This is a genomic window from Rathayibacter sp. AY1C9, from assembly GCF_002932315.1.
Taxonomy (GTDB): domain Bacteria; phylum Actinomycetota; class Actinomycetes; order Actinomycetales; family Microbacteriaceae; genus Rathayibacter.
Window position 1 is genome coordinate 59,823 of sequence record NZ_PSVZ01000015.1, and the last position, 23,967, is coordinate 83,789.

Consider the following 23,967-nt stretch of genomic DNA (forward strand, 5'->3'; position numbering starts at 1 on the left):
AACCATCGGCGGACGTCGACGGACGGAGACGACCATGACGGACACCGCGCGAGCGACCGGCCTGCCCACCCTCACCCCGGTGCGGACGCTCCGCAAGGAGCAGCCGATCGAGCCGCGCCGCGTGCCGGACTCCGTCTCCGTCGGCTCCCAGCCGGTCATCGGCTGCCGGATCGACGTGAGCGGCCGCTCCTTCGTCGTCGAGCTCGACATGGCCGGCATCTTCCTGCGCCAGGTGCGCCGGAGCCTGCGCGAGGGCGAGGGCGGCCTCGTGCTGCTGCGCCACGTCGACGGGATCGAGATGATCCCGTTCTCGCGCGCGACGCCGTTCGACGTCTCGGACATCGTCTGCCCCGAGGGCGTCGAGCCCGCGGACGCCCGCTCGGCCCTGGGGCTCCGCGACCGCTGAGCCGCGACGGGTGGCGTGCTCCGCCCCGCGCCCGCCGCTGAGCGGGATCAGGCGGGGAGCGACGCCTCGATCAGGTCGACGATCCGCGGGTCGTCGGGCTCGACCGTCGGGCGGAACCGGTGGACCGTGCCGTCGGCCGTGATCAGGAACTTCTCGAAGTTCCACTTCACCCGGCCGGCCTTGCCGTTCTCGTCCTCCGCCTTGGTGAGCTCCGCGTAGAGCGGGTGCGCCGAGCGGCCGTTGACGCGGACCTTCTCGAACATCGGGAAGGTGACCCCCCAGGTCGTCGAGCAGTACGCCTTGATCTTGTCCTCGTCGCTCAGCTCCTGGAGGAACTGGTTGCTCGGGAAGCCGAGGACCGTGAATCCGCGCTCCCCGTAGCTCTTCTGCAGGGCCTCGAGCTTCTCGTACTGCGGGGCGAGGCCGCAGCGGGAGGCGACGTTGACGATCAGCCGCACGGGCGGGTAGTCGGCGAGGGTCGACGTGGTGCCGTCGATCGTGGTGAGGGGGATGTCGGCGATCGTGTCGGGCACGGAGGGCTCCTTCGGACGTGGTGCGTCGACGCTACTCCCCGCCGCCGAGGGAACCCCGAGTCGTGGAGGCGGCTCGCTGCGGGTTCCCGCGACGGTCCGGGGTTCCCTCGGCGCGCGCCTGCCTCCACCATGGGGGGATGGCCGCCTCGCAGCAGATCGTCTCGGTCGGCGGGCGGAGGCTGCGGCTGACGAACCTCGACAAGGTCGTCTACCCGGAGACGGGCTTCACCAAGGCCGACGTGCTCTCCTACTACGCCTCCGTCGCCTCCGCGATGCTGCCCCATCTCGCGCGCCGCCCGGTCACCCGGAAGCGCTGGGTCGACGGAGTGGGCACCGCCGAGCATCCGGGCGAGGTCTTCTTCGAGAAGAACCTCCCCTCCTCCGCCCCCTACTGGCTGAGCCGGACCCGTCTCGCGCACTCGTCGCGCGACGTCGAGTACCCGCTGGTCGACGACGTCGCCGGGCTCACCTGGCTGGCGCAGCAGGCGGCGCTCGAGCTGCACGTCCCCCAGTGGCGGGTGGGCTCCGACGGCGAGCGCCGTCCGCCCGACCGTCTCGTGCTCGACCTCGACCCGGGCGAGGGGGCGGGCCTCGCAGAGTGCGCCGAGGTCGCGTTCCTCGCCCGCGACCTGCTGGAGGGGATGGGGCTGGCTCCGCTGCCGGTGACCAGCGGGAGCAAGGGGATCCACCTCTACTGCCCGCTGGACGCCTCCGCCTCCAGCGACCAGATCTCGGCGGTCGCGCACGAGCTGGCGCGCGCGCTCGAGTCGGACCACCGCGACCTCGTCGTCTCGGACATGAAGAAGACCCTGCGCGAGGGCAAGGTCCTCGTCGACTGGAGCCAGAACAGCGCGGCGAAGACGACCATCGCCCCCTACTCCCTCCGCGGGCGCCTCCGGCCGGCGGCCGCCGCGCCCCGCACGTGGGAGGAGCTGGGTGCCGAGGACCTGCGCCACCTGTCGCCCGACGAGGTGGTGGAGCGGCTGCGGAGCGACGGCGACCTCCTCCGCCCGCTGCTCGCCGCCCGGGGTGCCGGGCTCGAGCCGACCCCGGAGCGGATGGCGGGCTTCGCCGCGACGGACGCCTCCTCCGACCGCCTGGCGACCTACCGCAGCATGCGCGACGCGTCGAGGACGCCGGAGCCGGTGCCCGAGGCGGGGTCCGCGGGCACCTCCTCGGGCGACTCCTTCGTCATCCAGGAGCACCACGCGCGGCGCCTGCACTACGACTTCCGGCTCGAGCACGACGGCGTCCTGGTCAGCTGGGCGGTGCCGAAGGGTCCGCCGCTGGAGGGCGACCCCAACCGGCTCGCGGTGCAGACCGAGGACCACCCCCTCGAGTACGCGACCTTCGAGGGCACGATCCCGGCCGGCGAGTACGGCGGCGGCGAGGTGCGCATCTGGGACGAGGGCACCTACGCGCTCGAGAAGTGGCGCGAGGGGAAGGAGGTGATCGCGGTGCTGACCGGCCGCCCCGACGGCGGGCTCGGCGGCGAGCCCCGCCGCTACGCCCTGCTGCACACGGGCTCGAGGGAGGGCGCCGAGAAGAACTGGCTCCTGCACCTGATGGCGCCGGGTCCCGCTCACGGGCACGGGACGCAGCGACGGGGCCGGGCGGCCGCGTCCGCCGCGTCGCCCGCTCCCCGCCCCGCACCCTCCGCCGACCGCCCGGCCGAGGACTCCGCTCCGCGCCGCCACCGCCCCATGCTCGCCACGGCCGGACGCCGCGGCGACGTGGACCCCGGGGCCGCGATCGAGATGAAGTGGGACGGCTACCGCGCTCTCGTGCGGGTGCAGGGCGGCACCGCGACCCTCACGAGCCGCAACGGCAACGACCTGACCGCAGCGTTCCCCGATCTGCTCGCCCCGCTCGCCGAGGCCGCCGCCGACGCCGTGCTCGACGGCGAGATCGTCGCCCTCGACGCTCGCGGGCGCCCCGACTTCGGCGCCCTGCAGACCCGCGGCGGGCTGACGAAGCCGCGCGAGATCGAGGCGGCCGCCCGGTCCACTCCGGTGCACCTGATGGTCTTCGACCTGCTCGAGCGCGCAGGAGAGGACCTGACCGGGAGCGACTACGACACCCGTCGCTCGGCACTGGTCGAGCTCGTCGACGAGAACGAGCGCGTGCACGTCCCGTCCGTGTTCGACGGCGACCTGGAGGAGGCGATGGCCACCAGCCGCACCCTCGGCCTCGAGGGCGTGGTCGCCAAGCGCCGCGACTCGCGCTACCAGGAGGGCAGCCGCTCGCGCGACTGGATCAAGCTCACCCACCACCGGCTGCAGGAGGTCGTGATCGTGGGATGGCGCGAGGGCGAAGGCGGCCTCCAGGGGTCGGTCGGGGCGCTGCTGACCGCGATCCCCGGCGAGGACGGGCTCGCGTACTCCGGCCGTGTGGGCACCGGCTTCAGCGACCGCGAGCGCCGCGGACTGGTCGACCGCCTGGCCGAGCACGCCACCGAGGAGCCCGCCGTCTCCGTCCCTCCGCTCGAGTCGCGCGGAGTGCACTGGGTGTCGCCCGTCCTGGTCGGCGAGGTCCGCTACCGCGAGCGCACCGCCTCCGGCACCCTCCGCCAGCCGGTCTGGCGCGGCTGGCGCGCCGACAAGGCCGCCGAGGACGTCCGCGTGGAGGAGCCGGGCAGCTGACCCTCCGGTCTTCCGACTGCGAGGCCCGGCATCGCCGCTCGCGCCGCCGATCCGCTGCGGCCCCGGGCACCTCAGTCCAGGCGCACCCCGCGCAGCAGGAGGAGGGTCGCGCCGACCGCGGCACCGGTGCCGATGAGGACGCCGCCCGCTCCAGCCGCCGCCGCGAGGACGCCGAGGAGACTGGGCAGGGCGATCAGCCCGAGGCGGTTCCCGGCCAGGCGCAGCGCGAGGGCGCGGCCGTGGCGGTCGGCGGGGGTGCGCTCGATCAGCCAGGACATCGTGATGGGCTGGCCGATCCCGAGGCCCAGGCCGAGGGCGGCGACCGCGACGAAGAGGAGCACGGTCGGCTCGGGCAGGGCGACCAGCACCAGGCAGAGCGCCGAGATCAGGATGCCGCCCACCATCACCCGGGTGCGCCCGAGCCGGGCGGTGGCCGCGCCGAGGAGGAGCCGCGAGGCCATCGACGCGAGCGCGCGCACGGTGAGCAGGGCTCCGACGACGCCGGCCGGGAGCCCGCGCTCGGCGCCGAGGGCGGGGAGGTAGACGACGGTCAGGTCGACTGCGGCGACGACGGTCGCGCTGGTCAGCAGGGCGCGCGCGAGGCCCGGCACCCGGAGGAGACCGAGCGTCGAGCCCGGAGCCGCCGCCCCTTCCGCCGCGGGTCCGCGCGGGGACGGGCTGCGGATCCCCGCCGTCGAGACGAGCAGCAGCACCGCGAGGATCCCGCCCACGAGGAACAGCGGCGCCGGGTCGGGCCGCACCGAGCCGCCCGCGAGCACCGGGATGAACGCGGGCCCGATCGCCTGCCCGAGCGACGCGGCGAACGTGTAGTAGCCGAAGCGGCTGTCGAGACGCGTCCCTCCGGTGCCGCCAGCGACGACGGTCTGCTGCCCGACCACGCAGCCCAGGTGCCCCGCGCCGAGCAGGGCGATGCCGAGGAGCAGCCCCGCGACGCTCCCGCCCGCCAGGAGCAGCACCGCGGCCGCTCCCACCGCGACGAGCGAGCCGACGGCCATCACGGCCCGGGCGCCGACCCGGTCGACCAGCCCGCCCACCGGCAGCGCGATCAGCAGCGGCACCAGCGCGAACGAGGCGCCGAGCGCCCCGAGCGCCCAGGCCGGCACGTCGAGCCGGATCGCCTGGTAGACGGCGGCCGGCCGGAGCAGGAACGCGACGGCCTGGATGAGCACGGCGTGCGCGAGCAGGGACGGAGTCGCCAGGCGGTTCCGCACGCGCGCTCCTTCCCGCGGCGCTCGGCCGAGCACCCGCTCCCCCATCCTCCTCCCGGTGCCGCTGCCGAGTCGCCCGGAAAGGATCGTCCTGCCCCCTCGAGAACGGGCCTTCTCGTGCGACTCAGCCCTGCGGCGGCGGCGAGGGGAGCGCGTGCGCGGGCAGGGTGCCGAGGCGGTGCCGGCCGCGGAGGAGGAACCAGGCCAGGCCGATCCCGACGACCGCGGCGATCACGACGACCGCGCTCCAGCGCAGCTCCTCCCCGTAGACCTCGACGCGCGGCCACGCGAGGTCGACCGTCATCGCCGCGCCCCAGAGCACCGCGACGACGTTCACCGGCAGGCCCGCGCGGCCGAGCGAGAAGCGCCCGGGCGCGGCTGCGGGCCACCGGCCGCGGTGCCGGGCGATCAGCAGCGGCACCGTCACCAGCAGGTAGGCGAGGTAGATCAGGATGACCGCCACGCTCGTCACGGCCGTGAAGATCGCCGGCGTCCCGATGTTCACGACCAGGATCAGCACCGCGAGCACCCCCACGACCAGCGCCGGCGCCACCGGTGTCCCGCGCCGCGGGTCGACGCGGGCGAGCACGCGGCTGCCGGGCAGGGCGTTGTCGCGGGCCATCGCGAAGATCAGTCGGATGGCCGCCGTGTGCACCGCCAGCGCGCACACCGTGATCGCGACGACCACGCAGAGCAGGAGGACCGATCCGAGGGGGCCGCCGAGCACCTGCAGCACGATCCGCTGCAGCCCGCCCGACGCCTGCCCGAGCGCCGGGTCGGCGAGGTCGGGCGCCGAGAGGATGCCCAGCAGCAGGATGAGGCCGCCGAGGACGAAGGAGGCGGTCACCGCCCGCAGGATCGCCGTCGGCGCGGTCCGGCGCGGGTCGACCGTCTCCTCGCCGAGCGAACCCGCGGTGTCGAACCCGTACATCACGTACGCCGACGCGATCGCGGCGATGAGGAACGCGCCGGCGTACCCGCCCGGCGTGCTCCCGCCGTAGCCGCTGGTGTCGAGCAGCACGGTCGGCGGATGCACCACGTTCACCGCGAGCACCGCCACCAGCAGCACCGCCGCGACGAGCTCGATCAGCACGCCGACGCTGTTGATCCGGGCCATCAGCCGCACGCCGCGCGCGTTGACCGCGGTGGTGAACGCGATCAGCAGCGCTCCCCAGACCACCGCGCTCACCCCCGCGGAGCCGCCGAGCTGGAACCCGCTCCAGATCTGCGGGAGCGTCGCCTGGTACGCCAGCACGACGGCCGCGAGCGTGACCACGGACGCGGTGGCCATCAGCCAGCCCGCCAGCCAGCTCACCGTCGGCCCGGCGAGGCGCTTGCTCCAGTTGTAGACGGAGCCGGCGACCGGGTAGCGGGCGGCGAGCTCGGCGAAGCACAGCGCGACCATGAGCTGCCCGGTGAACACGATCGGCCAGGACCACCAGTAGGCGGGACCGCCGAGCGCGAAGCCGAAGGAGAAGAGCTGGAACGTGCCGGTCAGGATCGAGATGTAGCTCACGCCCGCGGCGAAGCTGCCGAAGCGGCCAATGCCGCGGGTGAGGGAGGGGCGGTACCCGAACTCAGCGGTCCCGTCGTCGACGTCCTCGGTGGTGCTCATCGGGCTCCCCCTCGCGGGCGCGCTCGTCGCACCGAGGTCAGGATGCCAGCCGCCGCCCGGCCGCACGACTCCCCCGTCCCGGGCGTCCGTCAGCGGGTGCTCAGCGCTCGCCCCGCTCCCGGTGCACAGGACTCGGGCGGCCCCCGCGGACGGGAGCGGCGTCAGCCGTGCGCCGCGAGCCGGGTGCGCTGGGGCACTAGGAGCTCGAGCAGCTCCTCGACCCCGTCGACCCGCTGCGGCTCGACCGGGTGCCCGGGTCCGCACGGCTTGTAGGCGAGCGGATCCACGTTCAGGACGTGCCCGACGGGCCGCCCCTTCTCCCAGACCGTGAGGAGGAAGGCGCCGTCCCGCTCGTCGGGGGCGCCGATCTCGAAGACCCGGCCGCGCACGATGGCGCACTGCGGCTCCTTGCGCGCGAGGCGCACCCAGAAGGGATGGTCTCCGGTCATCGTGCCCGTCCTCCCCGGCCGACCCGCGGCCGTGCCCGTAGCGGTCGCCCGGTGATCGTGTCGTCGGTGACCCTCAGGGCCACGGTACGTCCGCCTCCCCTCAGCCGATCAGGGGGTTCACTGCGGAGCCTCGCAGTGGTAACGGACGCCGGTCGCGCCCGGACGCGCACCACGGGGAACCACTCACTGCTCGTAGGAGTCCTCGTAGTCGGCACCACTGGCCAGCTCGCCGTCGCCGGGTTGCACGGGATGCTCGCCGGTGAGCGCGTCGATCCGCGCGCGCAGCCGTGCCACCTCCGCCGCGTTGTCCGGTTCGGGCAGGTCGCTCGGCGTGGTCTCGACGATGAGGGCGGCCGCGGCGTTCACGAGGAAGGTGGCGTCGACCGTCCCGCCGTCGGCGCCGATCCCCGTGTACTCGACGGTGTCGGCCGCGCCCTTCGAGGCGAGGGCGACGGCGTATTCGACGAGTGCGTCGGCCGCCTCGTCCCCCACCAGGATCGTCTTGTCGGCGAAGAGGATGTGCTTCATGCCGCCCATGCTCGGCAACGCCGGCTGCGTGGAGGGAGGAGGTTGACAGAGGACCGCCGCTGACGGAAGACCTGGACAGATCGAGCAGAGAATGGCAGACCCGGGTTGTCGGATCCGTCCGGTCTGCGGAAGGGTGGAGGCAACGGCGGGCGTCTGCCTGCCGGAGATCAGGGGCTGGAGACGCCGATGGGGAAGCTGCACTACGACGGGACCGTCGAGATCGACTTCGAGGACCGCGTGCTCGCGCACCTGCAGATCGTCATCACCGCGAAGCTGCGCCGCAACGAGTCGTTCCTGCTCAGCTGGCGCGACGACCACAGCATGGGCGACGGCCGCAGCGCGATCTGGATCCACCCCTCCCACGCGCTCCGCTACAAGTACTTCGGCGGCCGGATGCCCCGCATCAACCCCGCCTGGATCTCCGCGCTCACCGACCTCGCGAACTCCGCGGGCGGGCTGTACGTGATCTCGGAGCCCGCCGAACCGGTGCGTCCTCCGGCGAAGGGCGACCAGCTGTGAAGCGCATCGACCTGATCTACAACGGCACCGCCTACACGGTCAACAACAGGAGCCTCGAGGAGTTCCGCGCCGAGGTCGAGGCCGCCCTCGCCTCCCCGACCCCGCAGTGGCTGACCGTCAACTACGGCGAGGGACGCGCGAACCCGGCGCTCCTCCTCATCACGCCGTACACCCCGCTGTCGATCATCACGAACGACTTCGACGAGCTCAACGCAGAGCACGAGTAGCGGCGGACCTCGGGGAGGTCAACCACGTCGTCCGGTCGATCCGCGCCCCGTACCGTCGGGCAGGACCTCGTCGACGTCGTGCGCGGACCCCGCACGGCGACACCCGATCGACACCGCCCGCGCCCCGGCGCGCAGAACAACGGACGCGGACACCCGGCCAGGAGCCGTGATGACAGATCCCGCCTTCGCCGTTCTCGACGACCTCATCGCCGCCCTCGAGCGTCCCGGCTCGATCGACCCCGGCCTGAGCCGCTCCGTCGCCGTGCAGGCCGCCGTCCTCCGGCTCCCGTCGCCCCGCACCATGCACCGTCCGCGCCCGACGAGCCGCTTCACGGGCCGTCGCCTCGTGCGCCCGGGCAGCGCAGCCAGGCGGGCTCCGGCGCGTCACCGCGTCGTCGTCCCCGCCGGTCCGGCGGAGCGTCGCGCCGAGCGGAGCCGACGGCTAAAATGGGGGCGGTGAACGACTCCGACGCTCTCTGCGACCCGTATCTGCGCGGGTACCCGATCGACGGCGTCGCGATCTCCACGCTCGGCAGCCCCTTCGGCGGCGAGACCGTCGCCGCGAGCGACAGCACCGCGAGCCGGCTGGACGAGATCCAGATCGACCTCGGCGAGGGCCCGTGCTGGGAGGCGATCCGCGCTGCCGGCCCCGTCTCGGTGCCGGACACCGGCGCGGAGGAGCGCTGGCCGCTCTTCACCGAGGCGATCGGCCCCACGGCGGTGCGCGCGGTCTTCGCCTTCCCGCTCTCGATCGCGGGGCTCTCGATCGGCGCGGTCGACCTCTACTCCCGCCGCCCCACGTCGCTCAGCGACTCCCTCCTCGGCCGGATCAGTGCCTCGACCACCGCGACGGCGCTGCTGGTGCTGGCCGCGGTGCTGCGCGACAACGAGGTCGAGGAGAGCACGAATCCGCGCTCGCGACGCGTGGTGCACCAGGCGACCGGCATGATCATCGCGCGCTACGGCAGCACGGCCGAGGAGGCGCAGCTGCTGTTGCGCGCCCACGCCTTCGCCCAGCAGCGCTCCGTCGTCGATGTCGCCTCCGGCATCGTGGCCCGGCACGACGGGTTCCCCGACCGCCCTCTCACCGCCCAGGACGACACATGGTGACGAACTCCCGCGAGCGCAGCGTCATCCAGACGTTCGTCGCCCTCTCCGACACGCTGGTCGACGACTACGACGTCGTCGACTTCACGCAGACCCTCGTGGAGAGCAGCGCGACCCTCTTCGACGCCGTCTCGGCGGGGCTCGTCCTCGCCGACTCCTCCGGCTCCCTCGAGGTGCTCGCCTCCACGGACGAGGACACCCGGCTGATCGAGCTGCTCCAGCTCGACAGCGGGTCGGGCCCGTGCATCCAGTGCTTCGAGACCGGGCGGCCGGTGATCGTCGAGGACGCCCGCGCCGTGGGCGAGGAGTGGGCGGAGTTCCGGACGCTGGCGGTCGAGCTCGACGTGCTCTCGGCGCACTGCGTGCCGATGCGCTCGGCGGGGACGACGATCGGCTCCCTCAACCTCTTCCAGGCCCGGCCGGGGCGGCTCGATCCGGACGACATCGCGGTCGTGCAGGCGTTCGCCGACGTCGCGACGATCGGGATCCTGCACCAGCGCGCGCTCCAGCAGAGCACGGTCACTCAGGAGCAGCTGCAGCACGCCCTCGACAGCCGGGTGCTGATCGAGCAGGCGAAGGGGATCCTCGCCTACGCCCACCGCACCACGGTCGAGCAGGCCTTCGAGGTGCTGCGGGTCCGCGCGCGAGCGACGTCGACCCCGATCACGACGCTCGCCCAGGAGATCATCCGCGACTACCGGCGCTGACGCTCCGCGCGCGCGGAGCAGGAGCGGGGCGGATCCGCGCCGGCGGCGCCGCGGCTCAGAGCTCAGTACTCGTTCTCGAGCTCCCACGTCGCGCGGGGGTCGACGTCCGAGGCGGGCACCGGTCCGCCCGCACTGTCGAGCGCGTCGAGGCGCTCGAGGATCTCGGTGCTCGACTCCGCCGCTGCGCTACCGGCCCCTGCGACCACCAGGGGGACGCCGAGCCCGACGGTGAGCGTCACGACGGAGGAGGGGGCCGAGTCGTCGGCGACGCTGACCGTGCTCATCCGGTGCCGCTGCGCGAGCGCGAGCGAGTAGCGGACGACGGCGTCGGCGGTCGCGTCGTCGAGGGAGAGGGAGCCACCGGTGTGGAAGAGCGTCGTCATGGTCAAGTCCTCGCAGGGCAGGCGGATGGGCATGGTTCCGTCACCGGGGGCCAGGATGCGGTGGGCTCACGCTACGCCCTGGGCGCTCGGGGGTGCAGGTCTTGCGCCGAGGCGTGCCCCTGGCGCATGGTTCGCTCCCGACGCCGGAGCAATTCCCCCATGGCTCTGAGGCGGCTCACACGTTAACGTGAACACACGCGTCGGTCCCCTCGGCTCGACGCATCCCTCCCCTGAAGGAAAGGTCTCGACGATGAGACGACGCTCCCCGGAGCCCCCTGCCGCCGCGCCTCGGCGCCGCGTGCGATCCCTCTTCCTCTCCGCTCTCGCCTGCACGAGCGTCGCCCTCACCGGCGCTCTCGTCCCCGTCTCGGCGCAGGCCGTCGACGTCCCGGCGCCCACCGCGCACTACGACATGTCGCACGCCGGCTCGGCCCTGCTCGACATCTCGGGCAACGGACGCAACGCCACCCTGACCGGCCTCACCGACGCGTCCTTCGCGAACGCCGGCGGCGACCAGGTCGCCCGGTTCAAGAACGACGGCTACGCGAGCCTCCCTCAGGGCCTGGTCACCGGAGCCGACAACGCCTTCGCCGTCGAGTACACGGTGAAGACGCAGACCACCGCCAACCAGTTCGGCTGGGTCATCGGCGACGGCGTCGGCCCGTGGAACACCACGCAGCTCGGCAACCACGTCTTCGTGAACCCGCGCAACCCCGACGGCTCGCCCAGCGGACAGGTCCTCGCGGGCATCCGCGTCAAGGAGCCCACCAACAACGGCGAGACCCGCATGCCGTTCGGCGGCACGCTGAACCCCGGGTTCACGACCCTCACGCTCGTCGGCACCGGCACGGGGTCGAGCACCGTGCTGACCCTCTACCGCGACGGCACGCAGATCTCGACGGCGAACACCACGAAGTCGATGGCGAGCATCGTGCCGACCGGGTCCACTCTCGGCTACCTCGGCCGCTCGCTCTACTCCGGCGACGCGCTCGTGACCGCCGACGTCACCGACGTGAAGTTCTGGGACACCTCCCTCACCGCCGAGCAGGTCGCCTCGAGCATGCCGACCGCCACGGCGAAGGCGTCCGCGACCTCCGCCCTGCTGCGCTCGGACATCCAGCCCGTCCTGCTGGCCGGCAACCCGTCGCTGACCCAGGTCTCCTCGAACCTGACGCTACCCGCCTCCAGCAGCGGCGTCCCGCTCACCTGGACCTCCTCGAACAGCGCGGTCGTCTCGGCCACCGGCGTCGTCTCGCGCTCGATCGCGCAGAACACCCCGGTCACCCTGACGGCGACCACCGCCCAGGGCGCGACGATCGCCTTCGAGGTGGTCGTGCTCGCCCCGAGCATCAACGACGACCTCGACGCGCTGAAGCTCGCCGCGCGCACCACCGAGAACCTCCCCCTCGCAGTGAAGGGCGCCCGTAACGGCACCGACATCACCTGGACCTCCTCGGACCCGGCCCTCGTCACTCCGACGAACACCTCCTACGCGGCTCCGGCGGTCGGCGCGGCCGACCCCTACCGCGGCGGCGGCGTCGTCACCCGGCCGGCCTACGGCTCCGGAGACAGGACCGTCACCCTCACCGCGACGGCCACCCTCAACGGCGTCGCCGAGACGCGCGCCTTCACGCTGACGGTCGCCGAGCTCGGCCGCACCGCTCCCGACGCGGGCTACGCCTCGGCGTACTTCAAGTCGGACGGCGACGAGAAGATCTACCAGGCCGCGACCTCGGGCAACGACTTCTTCACCTTCTCGCCGGTCAACGGCGGGAAGGCGGTCATCACCTCGACGACCGACACGAAGGGCCTGCGCGACCCGTTCATCCTCCGCTCGCACAACGGCGACAAGTACTACATGGTCGCCACCGACCTCTGCATCTCCTGCGGCACCGGCTGGGGCGACGCCCAGTCCAAGGGCAGCCTGAAGATCGAGGTCTGGGAGTCGACCGACCTGGTGCAGTGGACCCGCACCAACGGCGCCGACACCGGCATCACGGTGAACCAGCCGGCCGCCGGAATGACCTGGGCGCCCGAGGCGTACTGGGACGACGCCCTGCAGTCCTACGTCGTGTTCTTCTCCTCGCGCCTCTACTCCGACGCGACGAAGACCAACAACGACAAGCTCTACTCCCGCGTCTTCTCCGTGATCACCCGCGACTTCCGCACCTTCACCGCTCCTCCCGCCACCTGGCAGGACACCGGCTACGCGCGGATCGACTCGACGATCACGAAGATCGGCGACTACTACTACCGCTTCACCAAGAACGAGGAGGGCGGCGCCGCCGGCACCCTCGAGGCCGGGAAGGACATCTTCCTCGAGAAGTCGAAGGTCCTGACCGCCGGGACGACCTCCTCGAACTGGAGTGCCGACCCGAACACCACCTGGCAGCTCACCGACACCCGGATGACCTCGCTCGAGACCGGCCAGGCCGGTGAGGGACCCGAGATCATCAAGCTGAACGCGGGCGACCCGAACGACACCACCGGCGCGGGCGACGGCTACGCGTTCCTCGTCGACAACTACGGCGACGGCGGCTACAAGGCCTTCATCACCTCCGGAGCGGCCATCGCCGGCAGCTCGCAGACGAACCGCCTCTCGCAGTCGGCCGACTGGAACGTCTCGCCCAAGAGCCGCGCCGGCCTCCCGGCCAGCCCGCGGCACGGTGCGTTCGTGAGCGTCCCGCAGACGGTCCTCACCGCCATGAAGAACTGGACCGGCGTCACCGCCGTCGACTCCACCACGATCCTCACCGCCGACGGCCGCACGGTCACGGCGACGGTCGCGGCGGCCGACAAGGGCGATGTCGTCGGCTCGGTCACCTTCACCGGCGGCTCGTGGACCTCGACCGTCCCGCTCTCCGGCGGCTCGGCGAGCGTCTCGGTCCCGGCGGATGTGACCGGCGTCACGGCCTCCTACACCGGGTACGCGGACAAGCTGGTGCGCACGTCGGTCTCGGCCGCCGTCCCGCTGGACACCCTCGAGCTCGTCCCCGCCGTCGCCACGCGCTGCGTCGCCGGCAAGATCGTGCTCACCGCGACCGTGAAGAACACCGATACCGCTGCCGCGGACGTCACGATCACCTCGGCCTACGGCTCGAAGTCGTTCACCGCGGTCGCTCCCGGCTCGTCCGCCTCCGCCGCCTTCACCACCCGCCTGGCCTCTATGCCGGCCGGCACGGTGACGGTGACCGGATCGGCGACCGGCCAGCCCGCGTTCACCGCGACGGTCCCCGTGGCCGCTGCGCGCTGCTGACGCACTGACGACGAAGGGCCCCCTCCTGCGCTCGCGCGGGAGGGGGCCCTTCGTCGTTCCCGGGTCAGACTGTGGGAGCGAGCAGGTCCGCGTGGTGGGCGGCCGCCACGTTCGGGTGGGCCCGGAGCCGGTAGCGCAGCGCGTTCTCGCCGTAGGTCTCGAGGATCGGCGCGTTCGTCGGGTCGACCGAGAGGCCGGACTTGAGCTCCTCGGGCAGCGGGAGCGAGGGCATGGTGGCCGAGAGCGCGGGATTGAAGAAGAACGGGATCGAGATCCGGTCCGTTCCGATCAGCGGCGAGATCACGCGGTGCAGCGTGGCCTTGAGGTAGCCGCCCGTGGCGAGCTCCAGCATCTCGCCGATGTTGACGACGAACGCGCCCTCCATCGCGGGTGCCTCGATCCACGAGCCGTCGTGCTCGACCTGCAGGCCGCCCTTGCCGGGCTCGACCAGCAGCAGCGTCAGCACGCCGCCGTCGCGGTGCGCGCCCACGCCCTGCTTGGGCTCCGGGTCGGAGGTGCCCGGGTAGCGGACGACCTTCACCAGCGAGAACGGCCGCTCGGCGAACGCCTCGTCGAACACGTCCTCCGGGGCGTCGAGCGCGACGGCCCAGGTGCGCAGCAGCCGGATCGCGACCGCGGCGAGCTCCGCGTGCCAGCGCTCGAAGACCTCGCGGAACTCCGGCAGCGCCTCGGGCCAGAGGTTCGGCCCCTCGAGGCGCTCGTAGTCGGCGACGCCGGGCCCGGCGGGAACGGCCGGTCGGTCTATGCCGATGTCGACCTGCTCGCGGTAGTCGACGTCGCCGTTGGTGAGCTCGGCGCCGAAGCGGGTGTAGCCGCGGAACTGCGGGCTGAGGGTGTTCTCGATCGCGAGCTTCTCCTCCTCCGGCAGGTCGAAGAAGCGGCGGGAGACGGCGACGACGTCGTCGAGGAGGTCCTGGGGCACGCCGTGGCCGACGAGGTAGAAGAAGCCCACGTCGTGCGTGGTCTCCCGGAGGTCGCGGCGGAAGGCGGCGGCCTCCGCCTCCCCCCGGTCGAGGCGGGACAGGTCGAGGATCGGCAGGGAATCGGTCATGCACCGACTCTCGCGCACGAACCTGCACAGCAGTCGATTGTTACGACAACCAAAACGGCGGGCCCCGCCACGGCGCGGAAGAGGTTCCTCCGCTCCGCGACCGGGCCCGCCGTGAGCGCCGAGTGTTACGGCGTGGGCATGCCGCCGTTGACGTGCAGCGTCTCGCCGACGACGTAACTCGACTCCGGGGAGGCGAGGAACACATAGGCGGGAGCGAGCTCGGCCGGCTGACCCCAGCGTCCGAGCGGCGTCTGCGAGCCGACCTCGGGCAGCTTGTCGGACGGCTGGCCGCCCGCGGTCTGCAGCGGCGTCCAGATCGGGCCCGGGGCGACGACGTTCACGCGGATCCCCTTGGGCGCGAGCTGCTGCGCGAGCGCCTTCGAGAACGTGTTGATCGTGGCCTTCGTGCTGGCGTAGTCGACCAGCATCGGCGACGGCTGGTAGGCCTGGATCGACGAGGTGCTGATGATCGCGGAGCCCGGGGCGAGGTGCGGCACGGCCGCCTTCGTCATCCAGAACATCGCGTAGACGTTGGTCTTGAAGGTCTCGTCGAACTGCTCGTCCGAGAGCTCGAGGAAGTCCTCGACGTGCTGCTGCTTGCCCGCGTTGTTGACGAGGATGTCGAGTCCGCCCAGGCCCTCGACGGCCTTCGCGACGGCGCCCACCGCGAAGTCGTGGTCGGTGATGTCGCCGGGGATGGCGACGGCGGTGCGGCCGGCCTCCTCGATCAGCGCGACGACCTTCTTCGCGTCCGACTCCTCCTCGGGGAGGTAGACGATCGCGACGTCGGCGCCCTCGCGGGCGTAGGCGATGGCGACGGCCGCGCCGATGCCCGAGTCGCCTCCGGTGACGAGCGCCTTGCGTCCGGTCAGGCGGCCGGAGCCGCGGTAGGTCGACTCGCCGCGGTCGGCGGGATCGTCCATCTTCGAGTCGAGGCCGGAGCCCTCCTGGTACTGGGCCTCCGTGTCGATGTCGGCGAACATCGCGGTCGGGTCTTGGAACGTGTACTGGTCGTTCTGCGGAGTCTGGTCGTTCTGCGAAGTCATGTCTCGACGCTAGGCGCGCGGGATCGGCGGCCGCGCGTGCTTGACAGCCCCGATCCGCCAGGACACAGGAGGTCTTCAGGAGCCGCGGAGCCCCCCGGATCGGGGAGAATGGTGCGGTGACCCGCGACGACTCCCTGTCCTTCGACACCACGGCGCCGCTGCCCGGCTGGCAGCACGCCTACTCCGGCAAGGTGCGCGACCTCTACACCCCCGACGACGCCGACCCCGTGCTCGGCGCCGACCGCATGCTCGTCGTCGCCAGCGACCGGGTCAGCGCGTACGACGCGGTCCTCGAGCCCGGGATCCCCGGCAAGGGCGAGCTGCTGACCACGCTCTCCCTCTGGTGGTTCGCGCAGCTCTCCGACGTCCCCAACCACCTGATCCCCGGCGACATCCCCGAGGCGGTCCGCGGCCGGTCGATGCTGGTGAAGACGCTCGACATGTTCCCGATCGAGTGCGTCGTGCGCGGCTACCTCTCCGGCAGCGGCTGGAAGGAGTACCGGGAGACGGGCTCCGTCTGCGGCGTCCCGCTCCCCGAGGGCCTCCACGACGGCGACGCGCTCCCCGAGCCGATCTACACCCCCGCGTGGAAGGCCCCGCAGGGCGAGCACGACGAGAACATCACCTTCGAGCGCACGGTCGAGATCGTCGGGGAGGAGGCCGCGGAGGCGCTGCGCACCCTCTCGCTCGCCGTCTTCCGCGAGGCGTCCACCATCGCCCTGGCCCGCGGCGTGCTGCTGGCCGACACGAAGTTCGAGTTCGGGGTCGACCGCGGGACCGGAGTCGTCACCCTCGGCGATGAGGTCCTCACGAGCGACTCCTCCCGCTACTGGGACGCCGACGACTACGACGCCGGCATCCGCGGCCTCTCGTTCGACAAGCAGATCGTGCGCGACTGGCTCTCCGACAACTGGGACGGCCAGGGCCTCCCGCCGACCCTCCCGTCCGAGATCGTCGAGCGCACGGCCGCGCGCTACCGCGAGCTCATCGAGCGCCTCACGCGCTGAGGCACCGGAACGACCTGTGGACGATCACCACCCTCGCGTCCGGCTGGAGGCCCGCGGCGAGGATCCGGACGAGGCGCGGCACAGCCTCGCGCGGCTCTACAACGGCGACGAGTGGCGCGCCGCCACCACCGCGGCCGACTTCAGCTACCGCTACGCGGCCATCGGCGACGGCGGGATGACCCTCCGCACCTCGCGGATGTCCGGGCGCCTCGCGGGCGGCGTGGGCGACTCGGACGACGTCGTCGTGCAGTGGATCGTGGGCGGCTCCGGCCGGATCGACGTCGGCCGCGCGTCGATCGCGATGGAGGAGAACCGTCCCGTCCTCTTCCCCGTCGGCCGGCCGTTCGCCTTCGACTACGTCGACTTCGACCAGCGCCTGGTGCACCTCGACCGGGGAGTGGTCGACCGGGTCGCCGCCGAGCGCGGCCTCGTCGGCTCCCTCGTCTTCGACTCCGAGCACCGCCCCGACGCCGCGGCGATCCGCCGGTGGCGCACGGCCGTCGCCGACTCCGCCCGCGCGCTGCGCAGCGAGCGCGTCGAGCAGCTGCTCTGGGACGAGCTCACCCGTGCCACGGCCTCCGCGCTGCTCGACCTCTACCCTCCGGAGTCCGCTCCGGTCCCGCCCGAGCTCCTCGCCCCCCGGAACGCACGGATCCGCACGGCCGTCGAGTACGTGCACGCCCACTGCAGCGAGCCGATCGGCCCCGCCGAGATGGCGGCGGCGTCGGGCCTGACCGTCCGGGGCCTGCAGTCCGCGTTCCAGCGGGTGCTCGGGATGCGCCCGATCGCCTACCTGCGCCTGGTGCGGCTCGACCGCGCCCGGGAGGAGCTCGCCGTGAGTCCGCCCCTCGGGACGACGGTCGCCGCCGTCGCCCGGCACTGGGGCTTCGGGAACGCGGGCCGCTTCAGCGCGGCCTACGCGGAGCGGTTCGGCGAGTCGCCGAGCGCCACCCTGCAGAGCTGATCAGTCGACGAGCTCGGGCGGCGGCTGCCCCTCGAGGATGCGGCTGAGGCCGTCGAGCAGCACCGCGACGGTCGCGGCCTCCGATTCGGGCACCTTCGCGACCATCGCGCGGATCTGCTCGTAGGTCGGGTCGTCGGTGCCGACGATGGCCTTCTGCGCGCGCTCCGTCAGGCAGAGGATGCGGCCGCGGCCGTCGGACGGGTCGGGAGTGCGGTTCACGTAGCCGGCGCGGGCGAGGCGGTCGACGAGGAGGGAGACGGCCGCCGTCGTGATCGACAGGGCCGCGGACAGGTCGACGGCGCGGACGATCTCGTCGCGCCGCTCCCCGACCCCGATCAGCCGCAGGGCCGCGAGATCCGTGGCGCCTATGCCCAGGCGGCGCTCCACGCGGCCGTCGTAGTCGCGCTCCGCCGTGCGCAATCGCGCGAGCAGAGCGAACAGGTCTGGCCGAGCGTCCATCGAGGTGCACCTTCCGAGCGGCAGGCGCCCCGGACGGGAACTCGCTGCCCCCATCGAACCACTTCTCCGGCGATCGGACGGCGTGTGTCCCGAAAGCGCAGTCGGCGCCGAGACTGTTAGTCAACCGACTTAGCAATACCTAGTGTCGACGGTGCGGCACGCCTTCCGTGCGCCGCCGACGGTGAGGAGGTGCGCGCGATGGGACGACTGCTCTACGGCGCACCCGCCAGCTCGCACTCCTTCGAGGACCGCGCCCTGGCCCACCTCCAGACCGTGATCACCTCGCGGTTCCGCCGCGGCGAGGGCTTCCTCCTGACGATCGAGGACGCCGAGGGCCGCCGGTCCGAACTGTGGCTCCACCCCGGCATCCCCACCCGCTACGAGTACGACGGCACCGCCGCGATCGAGCTGAACCCGCACTGGCTGCGCGAGCTCTCGAACGCCTCGAACGGCCGGCTCGGCCTCCACCTCCTCCCCGAAACCTCGTCGCCCGACGACCTCTCCGTGAAGAAGATCCCCGCATGAGCGACCACAACGGCACACTGTTCCGGCGCGGAGGCACCGTCCGCTTCGTCCGCTGGATCTCGTCCCGCGACGGCGGCTGGGCCCCCGAGATCGTGCAGGGGCGCTACCTCGAGCGCGACGACCGCGGCTGGCTGGTCGAGATCGAGGGCACCCCGACGGTGCTCGCGAAGGACGACTGGGCCGTCTACCGCTGACCGGCTCTGCGCTCGGCGTACTGTTGAGCAGGTGCGTTCTCGTGATCGCCGCGGCGTCACCTCGGCTCCCCTCCTCCTGACGACCATCGGAACGACGAGCCTCGTCTTCCTCTGCGCGTTCGAGTCGCTCGCCGTGACGACGATCATGCCGATCGTCAGCGCCGACCTCGACGGCCGCGCCCTCTACCCCCTGGCCTTCGCGGCGACGCTCGCCGCCGCCGTGGTCGGGATGGTCGCGGCCGGCTCCTCGGCCGACCGCCGCGGCCCGACGCCGTCGCTCGTGGTCGCGATCCTGCTCTTCACCCTGGGTCTCGTCGCCGCGGGTGCCGCGCAGTCGATGCCGGTCTTCGTGGCGGCCCGCCTGCTGCAGGGGCTGGGCAGCGGAGGGATCACCGTCACCCTCTACGTGCTCGTCGCGCGGGTCTACCCGAGCGAGCTGCATCCGAGGATCTTCGGCGCCTTCGCCGCGGCCTGGGTCGTGCCGTCGCTGGTGGGGCCGCTGGTGGCCGGAGTCGTCGCCGAGCTCGCGAGCTGGCACTGGGTCTTCTTCGGAGTCGTCGCCCTGGTGGCCCTCGCGAGCGCTGCGATCGCGCCGACGCTCCGCTCGCTCGAGCCGCGCGAGCGCCTCCCCTTCGACCGCCGGGCCGTGGGCCGCATCGCCCGCGCCGTGGTCGTCTCGGCCGGAGTCGTCGTGCTGAGCACGAGCGCCGAGCTCGCGCCCGACCTCGCCGGGCTCCTGGCCGCGGCCGCTGTGGTGGTCGTGGTCGTGGCGGTTCGCGCGCTCCTGCCCGCCGGCACGCTGCGCGCCCGGGGCGTCCTGCCGTCGGTGATCCTCCTCCGCGCCCTCGTCGCCGCCGCGTTCTTCGGCACCGAGGTCTACCTGCCGCTGCTGCTCTCGGAGCAGTACGGCCTGCCGCCCTGGCTCTCGGGCGCCATGCTCACCGCGGGCGCCGTCTCCTGGGCTCTCGGCTCGAACATCCAGGGACGCCCGGGTACCCGCCTCAGCCACGGCGGAGCGATGCGGCTCGGCACGTCGCTCGTGCTCGCCGGCATCGGAGTCGTGCTGCTCGTCACCGTGCTCGCCCTCAGCCCGATCGTCGCGGGCGTGGGCTGGTTCCTGGCCGGCGGCGGCATGGGCACGATGTTCCCGCGGATGGGGACGATGACGCTCGCGCTCTCCGCTCCGGGCCGGGAGGGCTTCAACAGCTCGGCCCTGCAGATCGCCGACTCGACCGGCGCCTCGGTCTCCCTCGCGCTGACGGGCCTCCTCGCGGCGGCGGTCACCGGCCTGATCGGGGCCGGGACCGGGGTCTTCGCCGCGACCTTCTCGTACGCCGCGCTGATCGCGATCGTCGCGGTCGGTCTGGCCGGCCGGCTCGACGGGCTCCTGCGCCGCGAGGGACGCCGGGAGCCCGCCGAGCAGGCTCAGCTGTAGAGCGACTCCGGCACGTCGAGGCCGTAGATCGCGCGGCCGGACGACCAGATCACCGAGCAGGCGGCCCGGAGCAGATCGGTCGCGTCGTCGCCGGCGTCCACGATCACCACGGAATCGCCGTCGAGGCGGACCTTGGCGCCGCGGACGGCGTGCGTGCCGTTCCGCGAGACCGTCGTCGCCGGGTAGGGCAGGTGCAGCTCGCGCAGGTCGCCGAGGATGTACGTCGGCCGGAGCTTGGGCTCCGCGGCGAGGAGCTGCTTGGCCCGGTCGATCCCGGTGAGCACATGGGCGCTCTCCATGTCGGCGCCGTTCGCGCCGGCGATGTCGGTGTCGAGCCGGTCGCCGAGGAACAGCGGGTTCGTCGAGCCGAAGCGCGCGGTCGCCGCGTCGAAGATGGCCCGCTCGGGCTTGCCCGCGACGACCGGGAGTCGGCCGACCGCGGTGTGCACGGCCGAGACGAGGGTCCCGTTGCCCGGGGCGATGCCGCGCGCGACGGGGATCGTCCAGTCGGTGTTCGTCGCGACCCACGGGATCCCCGTGTGGAGCGCGAACGAGGCCTCGGCCAGCTGCTCCCAGCCGACCGTGGGCGCGAAGCCCTGGATGACCGCCGCCGGCGAGTCCTCCGCGCTGCGCGTCACGGTGAACCCGGCGCGCTCGACCTCGGAGGTGAGGCCCTCCGCCCCGACGACGAGGATCGTCGAGCCGGCCGGGACCAGGTCGGCGAGCAGCACGACCGCCGCCTGCGGGGAGGTGACGACGTCCCCGGGCCGGACGCTCAGCCCCAGCTCGGAGAGGTGCCCGGCGACGGAGGCGTCCGTGCGCGAGGCGTTGTTGGTGATGTAGCCGACCCGCAGCGTCTCGGCCGCTCGGTTGAGGCTCTCCACCGCGAAGGGGATCGCGTCGGCACCCTTGTAGACGACCCCGTCGAGGTCGGCCAGGACGGAGTCGCGGCCGTCGAGCGGGATGGGCTCAGTCCTGCTGCTGCGGAACATCGGCGTCCTCCTCGGTGGTGTCGGCGGGCGTGGTGGGGCGGGTCGTCGTGACGGGCTCGTCGGTAGCGACGGACTCGTCGACGTGGGCGGGCTCGGTGGGCTCGGCGGGCTCGGTGGTGTCGGCGGGCTCGTCGGTGTCCGCGGAGTCGGTCGGCCCGTCGGAGTCGGTCGGCTCCTCTGTGTCGGTCGGCTCGTCGGAGTCGATGGGCTCGCCGCTGTCCGCGGGCTCGGCGGACTCGTCGGTCTCGCGGGCGTCCGGGGAACCGGCCGTCTCAGCGGCGTCGGCGGGCTCGACCGAATCGTCGGCGGTCGGCTCCGCCGAGTCGAGAGCCTCATCCGGGTCCGTCTCGGCGAGATCGTCGGACTCGAGGGACTCGTCCGCGAAGGTCGGCTCGTCCGTGTCGACGAGGTCGGCCTCGGCGCCAGCGGTCGCATCGGCGTCGTCCGCGTCCGCGTCGTCACCGTCGGCGATCTCCTCGGAGACGGTCCGCCGGGCGTCGTCCTTGTCCGCGTCGTCGACGGCGGTCGGGTCGTCCTCGTCCTCGTCGTCCAGGTAGTCGTCCGCGTCGTCGACCGCGGTCCCTTCCTCGGTGCGATCGGGAGCGGACGCGGCGCCAGCCGCCTCGTGCTCCTCCTCGATCACCTCGATCGTCTCGTCGTCACCGCCGCCCTCGGCCGCGAAGACGGCCTGCGCCGCGATGTCAGCGCGACGCTGCCACTCGGCCGCCTCCTCGGAGCGGCCGACCTCCTCGAGGACGAGCGAGTAGGCGGCGAAGAGATCCGGGCTGTACGAGAACGCGCGGTCCGGGTCCAGCTGCGGGATCTCGAGCTCCATGAGAGCGAGCTCCGCCTGCCCGAGGTCGAGGCGGGCGCCGGACATGGCGATGGCCAGCGACACCTGCGCGCCGGGGCTCAGCGTGGTGCGGTCGATCGACCGACCCAGCTCGAGCGCCTTGTCGGGCCGGCCCACGCCGCGCTCGGAGTCGACCATCAGCGGCACCTGCTCGTCCGAGCCGGAGATCCGACGGAAGGTCCGCAGCTCGCGCAGCGCCAGGGCGAAGTCGCCCGTCGCGTACGCCGAGATGGCCAGCGACTCGCGGACAACGGCGATGCGTCCCGCGCGGCGGGCCGCCGAGAGCACGTGGCGGTGCGCCAGCTCGGGGTCCTCCTCGAGGAGGCGGCCGGCCATCACCAGGTGACGGGCGACCCATTCGGCGTTGTCCTTCGAGAGCGTGCGCAGCTCGTTGCGGGCGACCTTGTCGAGGTCCTTGGCCTGCACGTCGTCCGGAAGGTCCGGGTCGTCGTGGCGCGGACGCACCGACTGGAGGGAGCGCCGCTCGCGCTCCTCCTCGGTGAGCTCCGGCTCCTCGCGGGGGCCGCCGCGTCCGCCGCCGAAGCCCTCGCGTCCGCGTCCGCCGCCCTGGCGGTCTCCGCCGCCCCGACGATCGTCCGACCACGGCCTGCTTCCCCCATCGCGCGATCCACCGCGGAACGGCGGACGCGAGTCCCCGTCACGCTGCGGACGAGAGTCGCCACCACCACGGTAGGAAGGACGGGAGTCACCATCCCGCTGCGGACGCGGGTCCCCACCTCCACGGTAAGGAGGCCGGGAGTCCCCGTCACGCTGGGGACGCGAGTCGCCACCTCGATAGGGAGGCCGAGAGTCACCGTCACGCTGCGGACGCGCGTCGCCACCGCGATAGGGAGGACGCGAGTCACCGTCCCGCTGCGGACGGGAATCCCCACCTCCACGGTAAGGAGGACGGGAGTCCCCATCCCGCTGAGGACGGGAATCCCCACCCCCGCGGTAAGGAGGACGAGAGCCACTGTCACGCTGCGGACGAGAGTCGCCGCCACCGCGGTAAGGAGGACGCGAGTCCCCATCACGCTGCGGACGCGAATCGCCACCGCCACGGTAAGGAGGACGGGAGTCCCCGTCGCGCTGCGGACGGGAGTCCCCACCGCCACGGTAAGGAGGACGGGAGTCCCCGTCGCGCTGCGGACCCGAATCGCCACCGCCACGGTAAGGAGGACGAGAGTCCCCATCACGCTGCGGACGCGAATCCCCACCGCCACGGTACGGAGGACGGGAGTCACCATCACGCTGCGGACGGGAGTCCCCACCGCCACGGTACGGAGGACGAGAGTCCCCATCACGCTGCGGACGAGAGTCCCCACCACCACGGTACGGAGGACGAGAGTCTCCGTCGCGCTGCGGACGGGAATCGCCACCACCGCGGTACGGAGGACGCGAGTCACCATCACGCTGCGGACGGGAGTCGCCACCGCCACGATAGGGAGGACGAGCATCACCGTCGCGGCGGGGGCGGGAATCGCCCGAGCCGCCGCGATCGTTCGAGGAGCGGCCGGGGCCGCCGGCGCGAGGCGGCCGCTCTTCACGACGTCCGGAGTCCCGGTCGTTGCGGTCGGATCCTGAGTCGTCCATGCGTTCCTCGCCTGTCGTGGTGATGCTCTGTGGAGTTGACCCGCCCGAGGGCGGGGAGGACGGCCGCAGCCGTCGCACCACCCTAACCCGCACCGCGCTCCAGTGAGCAGCGGGGATCCGAGGTGGTGGTTAAACAGCGATGGCCACCCATTTCTGGGTGGCCATCGTGAATGGTGTCCGGCGGTGTCCTACTCTCCCACAGGGTCCCCCCTGCAGTACCATCGGC

At 72.7% G+C, this 23,967-nt stretch carries 24 protein-coding genes; 13 read left to right on the forward strand and 11 right to left on the reverse strand.

Translation table 11 applies throughout. The annotated features are described in order from the left end of the window. Nucleotides 1-34 precede the first annotated feature (34 nt). On the forward strand, nucleotides 35-406 hold the full coding sequence (locus C5D09_RS11265) for a hypothetical protein (RefSeq protein ID WP_104223778.1): 372 nt from the start codon (nucleotides 35-37) through the stop codon (nucleotides 404-406). 47 nt (nucleotides 407-453) lie between these two features. Here the strand turns inward: C5D09_RS11265 and C5D09_RS11270 are convergent, their stop codons facing one another. Next, complete coding sequence (locus C5D09_RS11270) at nucleotides 454-939, reverse strand: glutathione peroxidase (RefSeq protein WP_244229546.1); 486 nt, start codon at nucleotides 937-939, stop codon at nucleotides 454-456. Between the two features lie 137 nt (nucleotides 940-1,076). Between C5D09_RS11270 and C5D09_RS11275 the strand changes: the two genes are divergently transcribed. Then, complete coding sequence (locus C5D09_RS11275) at nucleotides 1,077-3,581, forward strand: ATP-dependent DNA ligase (RefSeq protein ID WP_104269339.1); 2,505 nt, start codon at nucleotides 1,077-1,079, stop codon at nucleotides 3,579-3,581. Between the two features lie 71 nt (nucleotides 3,582-3,652). On the opposite strand, the gene C5D09_RS11280 is transcribed toward C5D09_RS11275, so the two are convergent. From C5D09_RS11280 to C5D09_RS11295, 4 genes are all read right to left on the reverse strand, one after another. Further along, entirely contained in the window at nucleotides 3,653-4,813 is a 1,161-nt protein-coding gene (locus C5D09_RS11280; protein ID WP_258066982.1) for an MFS transporter, read from the reverse strand. 121 nt (nucleotides 4,814-4,934) lie between these two features. Continuing rightward, on the reverse strand, nucleotides 4,935-6,425 hold the full coding sequence (locus C5D09_RS11285; RefSeq protein ID WP_104250779.1) for an APC family permease: 1,491 nt from the start codon (nucleotides 6,423-6,425) through the stop codon (nucleotides 4,935-4,937). 161 nt (nucleotides 6,426-6,586) lie between these two features. Beyond that, on the reverse strand, nucleotides 6,587-6,874 hold the full coding sequence (locus tag C5D09_RS11290) for a hypothetical protein (RefSeq protein WP_104260838.1): 288 nt from the start codon (nucleotides 6,872-6,874) through the stop codon (nucleotides 6,587-6,589). 183 nt (nucleotides 6,875-7,057) lie between these two features. Further along, a complete protein-coding gene (locus tag C5D09_RS11295) occupies nucleotides 7,058-7,402 on the reverse strand; it encodes a hypothetical protein (RefSeq protein WP_146085632.1) in 345 nt (114 codons plus the stop codon). A 186-nt stretch (nucleotides 7,403-7,588) separates the two neighbouring features. Here C5D09_RS11295 and C5D09_RS11300 point away from each other — a divergent pair, with 186 nt between their 5' ends. The 5 genes from C5D09_RS11300 (at nucleotide 7,589) to C5D09_RS11315 (ending at nucleotide 9,962) form a co-directional block, all read left to right on the forward strand. Beyond that, a complete protein-coding gene (locus tag C5D09_RS11300) occupies nucleotides 7,589-7,921 on the forward strand; it encodes an ATP-dependent DNA ligase (protein ID WP_104223784.1) in 333 nt (110 codons plus the stop codon). Then, entirely contained in the window at nucleotides 7,918-8,148 is a 231-nt protein-coding gene (locus C5D09_RS17155; protein WP_104226801.1) for a hypothetical protein, read from the forward strand. The genes C5D09_RS11300 and C5D09_RS17155 overlap by 4 nt, the downstream gene beginning before the upstream one ends. A gap of 169 nt (nucleotides 8,149-8,317) precedes the next feature. Beyond that, nucleotides 8,318-8,608 carry a hypothetical protein gene (locus tag C5D09_RS11305; protein ID WP_104269342.1) on the forward strand — a complete coding sequence of 97 codons (291 nt, stop codon included), beginning with the start codon at nucleotides 8,318-8,320 and terminating at the stop codon, nucleotides 8,606-8,608. Beyond that, a complete protein-coding gene (locus C5D09_RS11310; RefSeq protein ID WP_146082402.1) occupies nucleotides 8,605-9,258 on the forward strand; it encodes a GAF and ANTAR domain-containing protein in 654 nt (217 codons plus the stop codon). Before C5D09_RS11305 ends, C5D09_RS11310 begins: the two co-directional genes overlap by 4 nt. Further along, entirely contained in the window at nucleotides 9,252-9,962 is a 711-nt protein-coding gene (locus C5D09_RS11315) for a GAF and ANTAR domain-containing protein (RefSeq protein ID WP_104260835.1), read from the forward strand. Before C5D09_RS11310 ends, C5D09_RS11315 begins: the two co-directional genes overlap by 7 nt. Nucleotides 9,963-10,024: 62 nt before the next feature. Here C5D09_RS11315 and C5D09_RS11320 read toward each other — a convergent pair whose 3' ends face one another. Next, entirely contained in the window at nucleotides 10,025-10,345 is a 321-nt protein-coding gene (locus C5D09_RS11320) for a hypothetical protein (protein WP_104223789.1), read from the reverse strand. Between the two features lie 298 nt (nucleotides 10,346-10,643). Here C5D09_RS11320 and C5D09_RS11325 point away from each other — a divergent pair, with 298 nt between their 5' ends. Further along, entirely contained in the window at nucleotides 10,644-13,601 is a 2,958-nt protein-coding gene (locus C5D09_RS11325) for an immunoglobulin-like domain-containing protein (RefSeq protein WP_258066983.1), read from the forward strand. A gap of 64 nt (nucleotides 13,602-13,665) precedes the next feature. Here the strand turns inward: C5D09_RS11325 and C5D09_RS11330 are convergent, their stop codons facing one another. After that, nucleotides 13,666-14,673, reverse strand: a complete 1,008-nt coding sequence (locus C5D09_RS11330; RefSeq protein WP_104233812.1) for an isopenicillin N synthase family oxygenase — start codon at nucleotides 14,671-14,673, stop codon at nucleotides 13,666-13,668. Between the two features lie 125 nt (nucleotides 14,674-14,798). Beyond that, nucleotides 14,799-15,719: a glucose 1-dehydrogenase gene (locus C5D09_RS11335; protein ID WP_104223791.1), complete on the reverse strand. Its 921-nt coding sequence runs from the start codon at nucleotides 15,717-15,719 to the stop codon at nucleotides 14,799-14,801. 116 nt (nucleotides 15,720-15,835) lie between these two features. Between C5D09_RS11335 and C5D09_RS11340 the strand changes: the two genes are divergently transcribed. After that, on the forward strand, nucleotides 15,836-16,726 hold the full coding sequence (locus C5D09_RS11340; protein ID WP_258066984.1) for a phosphoribosylaminoimidazolesuccinocarboxamide synthase: 891 nt from the start codon (nucleotides 15,836-15,838) through the stop codon (nucleotides 16,724-16,726). Between the two features lie 16 nt (nucleotides 16,727-16,742). Continuing rightward, the gene (locus C5D09_RS17530) at nucleotides 16,743-17,690 is read left to right on the forward strand and encodes a helix-turn-helix domain-containing protein (protein WP_104267919.1); all 948 of its coding nucleotides are present in this window, start codon (nucleotides 16,743-16,745) and stop codon (nucleotides 17,688-17,690) included. Here the strand turns inward: C5D09_RS17530 and C5D09_RS11350 are convergent, their stop codons facing one another. Continuing rightward, entirely contained in the window at nucleotides 17,691-18,149 is a 459-nt protein-coding gene (locus C5D09_RS11350) for a MarR family winged helix-turn-helix transcriptional regulator (RefSeq protein ID WP_181027163.1), read from the reverse strand. 198 nt (nucleotides 18,150-18,347) lie between these two features. Here C5D09_RS11350 and C5D09_RS11355 point away from each other — a divergent pair, with 198 nt between their 5' ends. The 3 genes from C5D09_RS11355 to C5D09_RS11365 are packed head-to-tail and all read left to right on the forward strand — an operon-like array spanning nucleotide 18,348 to nucleotide 20,303. After that, nucleotides 18,348-18,674, forward strand: a complete 327-nt coding sequence (locus C5D09_RS11355) for a hypothetical protein (RefSeq protein ID WP_104223794.1) — start codon at nucleotides 18,348-18,350, stop codon at nucleotides 18,672-18,674. Continuing rightward, nucleotides 18,671-18,868, forward strand: coding sequence for a hypothetical protein (locus C5D09_RS11360; RefSeq protein ID WP_068256013.1), 198 nt, complete (start codon nucleotides 18,671-18,673; stop codon nucleotides 18,866-18,868). The genes C5D09_RS11355 and C5D09_RS11360 overlap by 4 nt, the downstream gene beginning before the upstream one ends. A 31-nt stretch (nucleotides 18,869-18,899) precedes the next feature. Then, complete coding sequence (locus C5D09_RS11365; RefSeq protein ID WP_104269343.1) at nucleotides 18,900-20,303, forward strand: MFS transporter; 1,404 nt, start codon at nucleotides 18,900-18,902, stop codon at nucleotides 20,301-20,303. Here the strand turns inward: C5D09_RS11365 and C5D09_RS11370 are convergent. Next, a complete protein-coding gene (locus C5D09_RS11370; protein WP_104269344.1) occupies nucleotides 20,294-21,295 on the reverse strand; it encodes an HAD-IIA family hydrolase in 1,002 nt (333 codons plus the stop codon). The two genes, C5D09_RS11365 and C5D09_RS11370, sit on opposite strands and share 10 nt — an antisense overlap. Further along, nucleotides 21,273-22,613, reverse strand: a complete 1,341-nt coding sequence (locus C5D09_RS17850; protein ID WP_258066985.1) for a hypothetical protein — start codon at nucleotides 22,611-22,613, stop codon at nucleotides 21,273-21,275. The genes C5D09_RS11370 and C5D09_RS17850 overlap by 23 nt, the downstream gene beginning before the upstream one ends. Between the last annotated feature and the right edge of the window lie 1,354 nt (nucleotides 22,614-23,967).

Excerpts from the sequence above, each read along its gene's own strand:
- C5D09_RS11265 (WP_104223778.1), top strand. The coding sequence starts at position 35 with ATGACGGACACCGCGCGAGCGACCGGCCTGCCCACCCTCACCCCGGTG.
- C5D09_RS11275 (WP_104269339.1), top strand. The coding sequence starts at position 1,077 with ATGGCCGCCTCGCAGCAGATCGTCTCGGTCGGCGGGCGGAGGCTGCGG.
- C5D09_RS11285 (WP_104250779.1), bottom strand. The coding sequence starts at position 6,425 with ATGAGCACCACCGAGGACGTCGACGACGGGACCGCTGAGTTCGGGTAC.
- C5D09_RS11290 (WP_104260838.1), bottom strand. The coding sequence starts at position 6,874 with ATGACCGGAGACCATCCCTTCTGGGTGCGCCTCGCGCGCAAGGAGCCG.
- C5D09_RS11295 (WP_146085632.1), bottom strand. The coding sequence starts at position 7,402 with ATGAAGCACATCCTCTTCGCCGACAAGACGATCCTGGTGGGGGACGAG.
- C5D09_RS11300 (WP_104223784.1), top strand. The coding sequence starts at position 7,589 with ATGGGGAAGCTGCACTACGACGGGACCGTCGAGATCGACTTCGAGGAC.
- C5D09_RS11305 (WP_104269342.1), top strand. The coding sequence starts at position 8,318 with ATGACAGATCCCGCCTTCGCCGTTCTCGACGACCTCATCGCCGCCCTC.
- C5D09_RS11315 (WP_104260835.1), top strand. The coding sequence starts at position 9,252 with ATGGTGACGAACTCCCGCGAGCGCAGCGTCATCCAGACGTTCGTCGCC.
- C5D09_RS11320 (WP_104223789.1), bottom strand. The coding sequence starts at position 10,345 with ATGACGACGCTCTTCCACACCGGTGGCTCCCTCTCCCTCGACGACGCG.
- C5D09_RS11330 (WP_104233812.1), bottom strand. The coding sequence starts at position 14,673 with ATGACCGATTCCCTGCCGATCCTCGACCTGTCCCGCCTCGACCGGGGG.
- C5D09_RS11335 (WP_104223791.1), bottom strand. The coding sequence starts at position 15,719 with ATGACTTCGCAGAACGACCAGACTCCGCAGAACGACCAGTACACGTTC.
- C5D09_RS11350 (WP_181027163.1), bottom strand. The coding sequence starts at position 18,149 with ATGGACGCTCGGCCAGACCTGTTCGCTCTGCTCGCGCGATTGCGCACG.
- C5D09_RS11355 (WP_104223794.1), top strand. The coding sequence starts at position 18,348 with ATGGGACGACTGCTCTACGGCGCACCCGCCAGCTCGCACTCCTTCGAG.
- C5D09_RS11360 (WP_068256013.1), top strand. The coding sequence starts at position 18,671 with ATGAGCGACCACAACGGCACACTGTTCCGGCGCGGAGGCACCGTCCGC.
- C5D09_RS11370 (WP_104269344.1), bottom strand. The coding sequence starts at position 21,295 with ATGTTCCGCAGCAGCAGGACTGAGCCCATCCCGCTCGACGGCCGCGAC.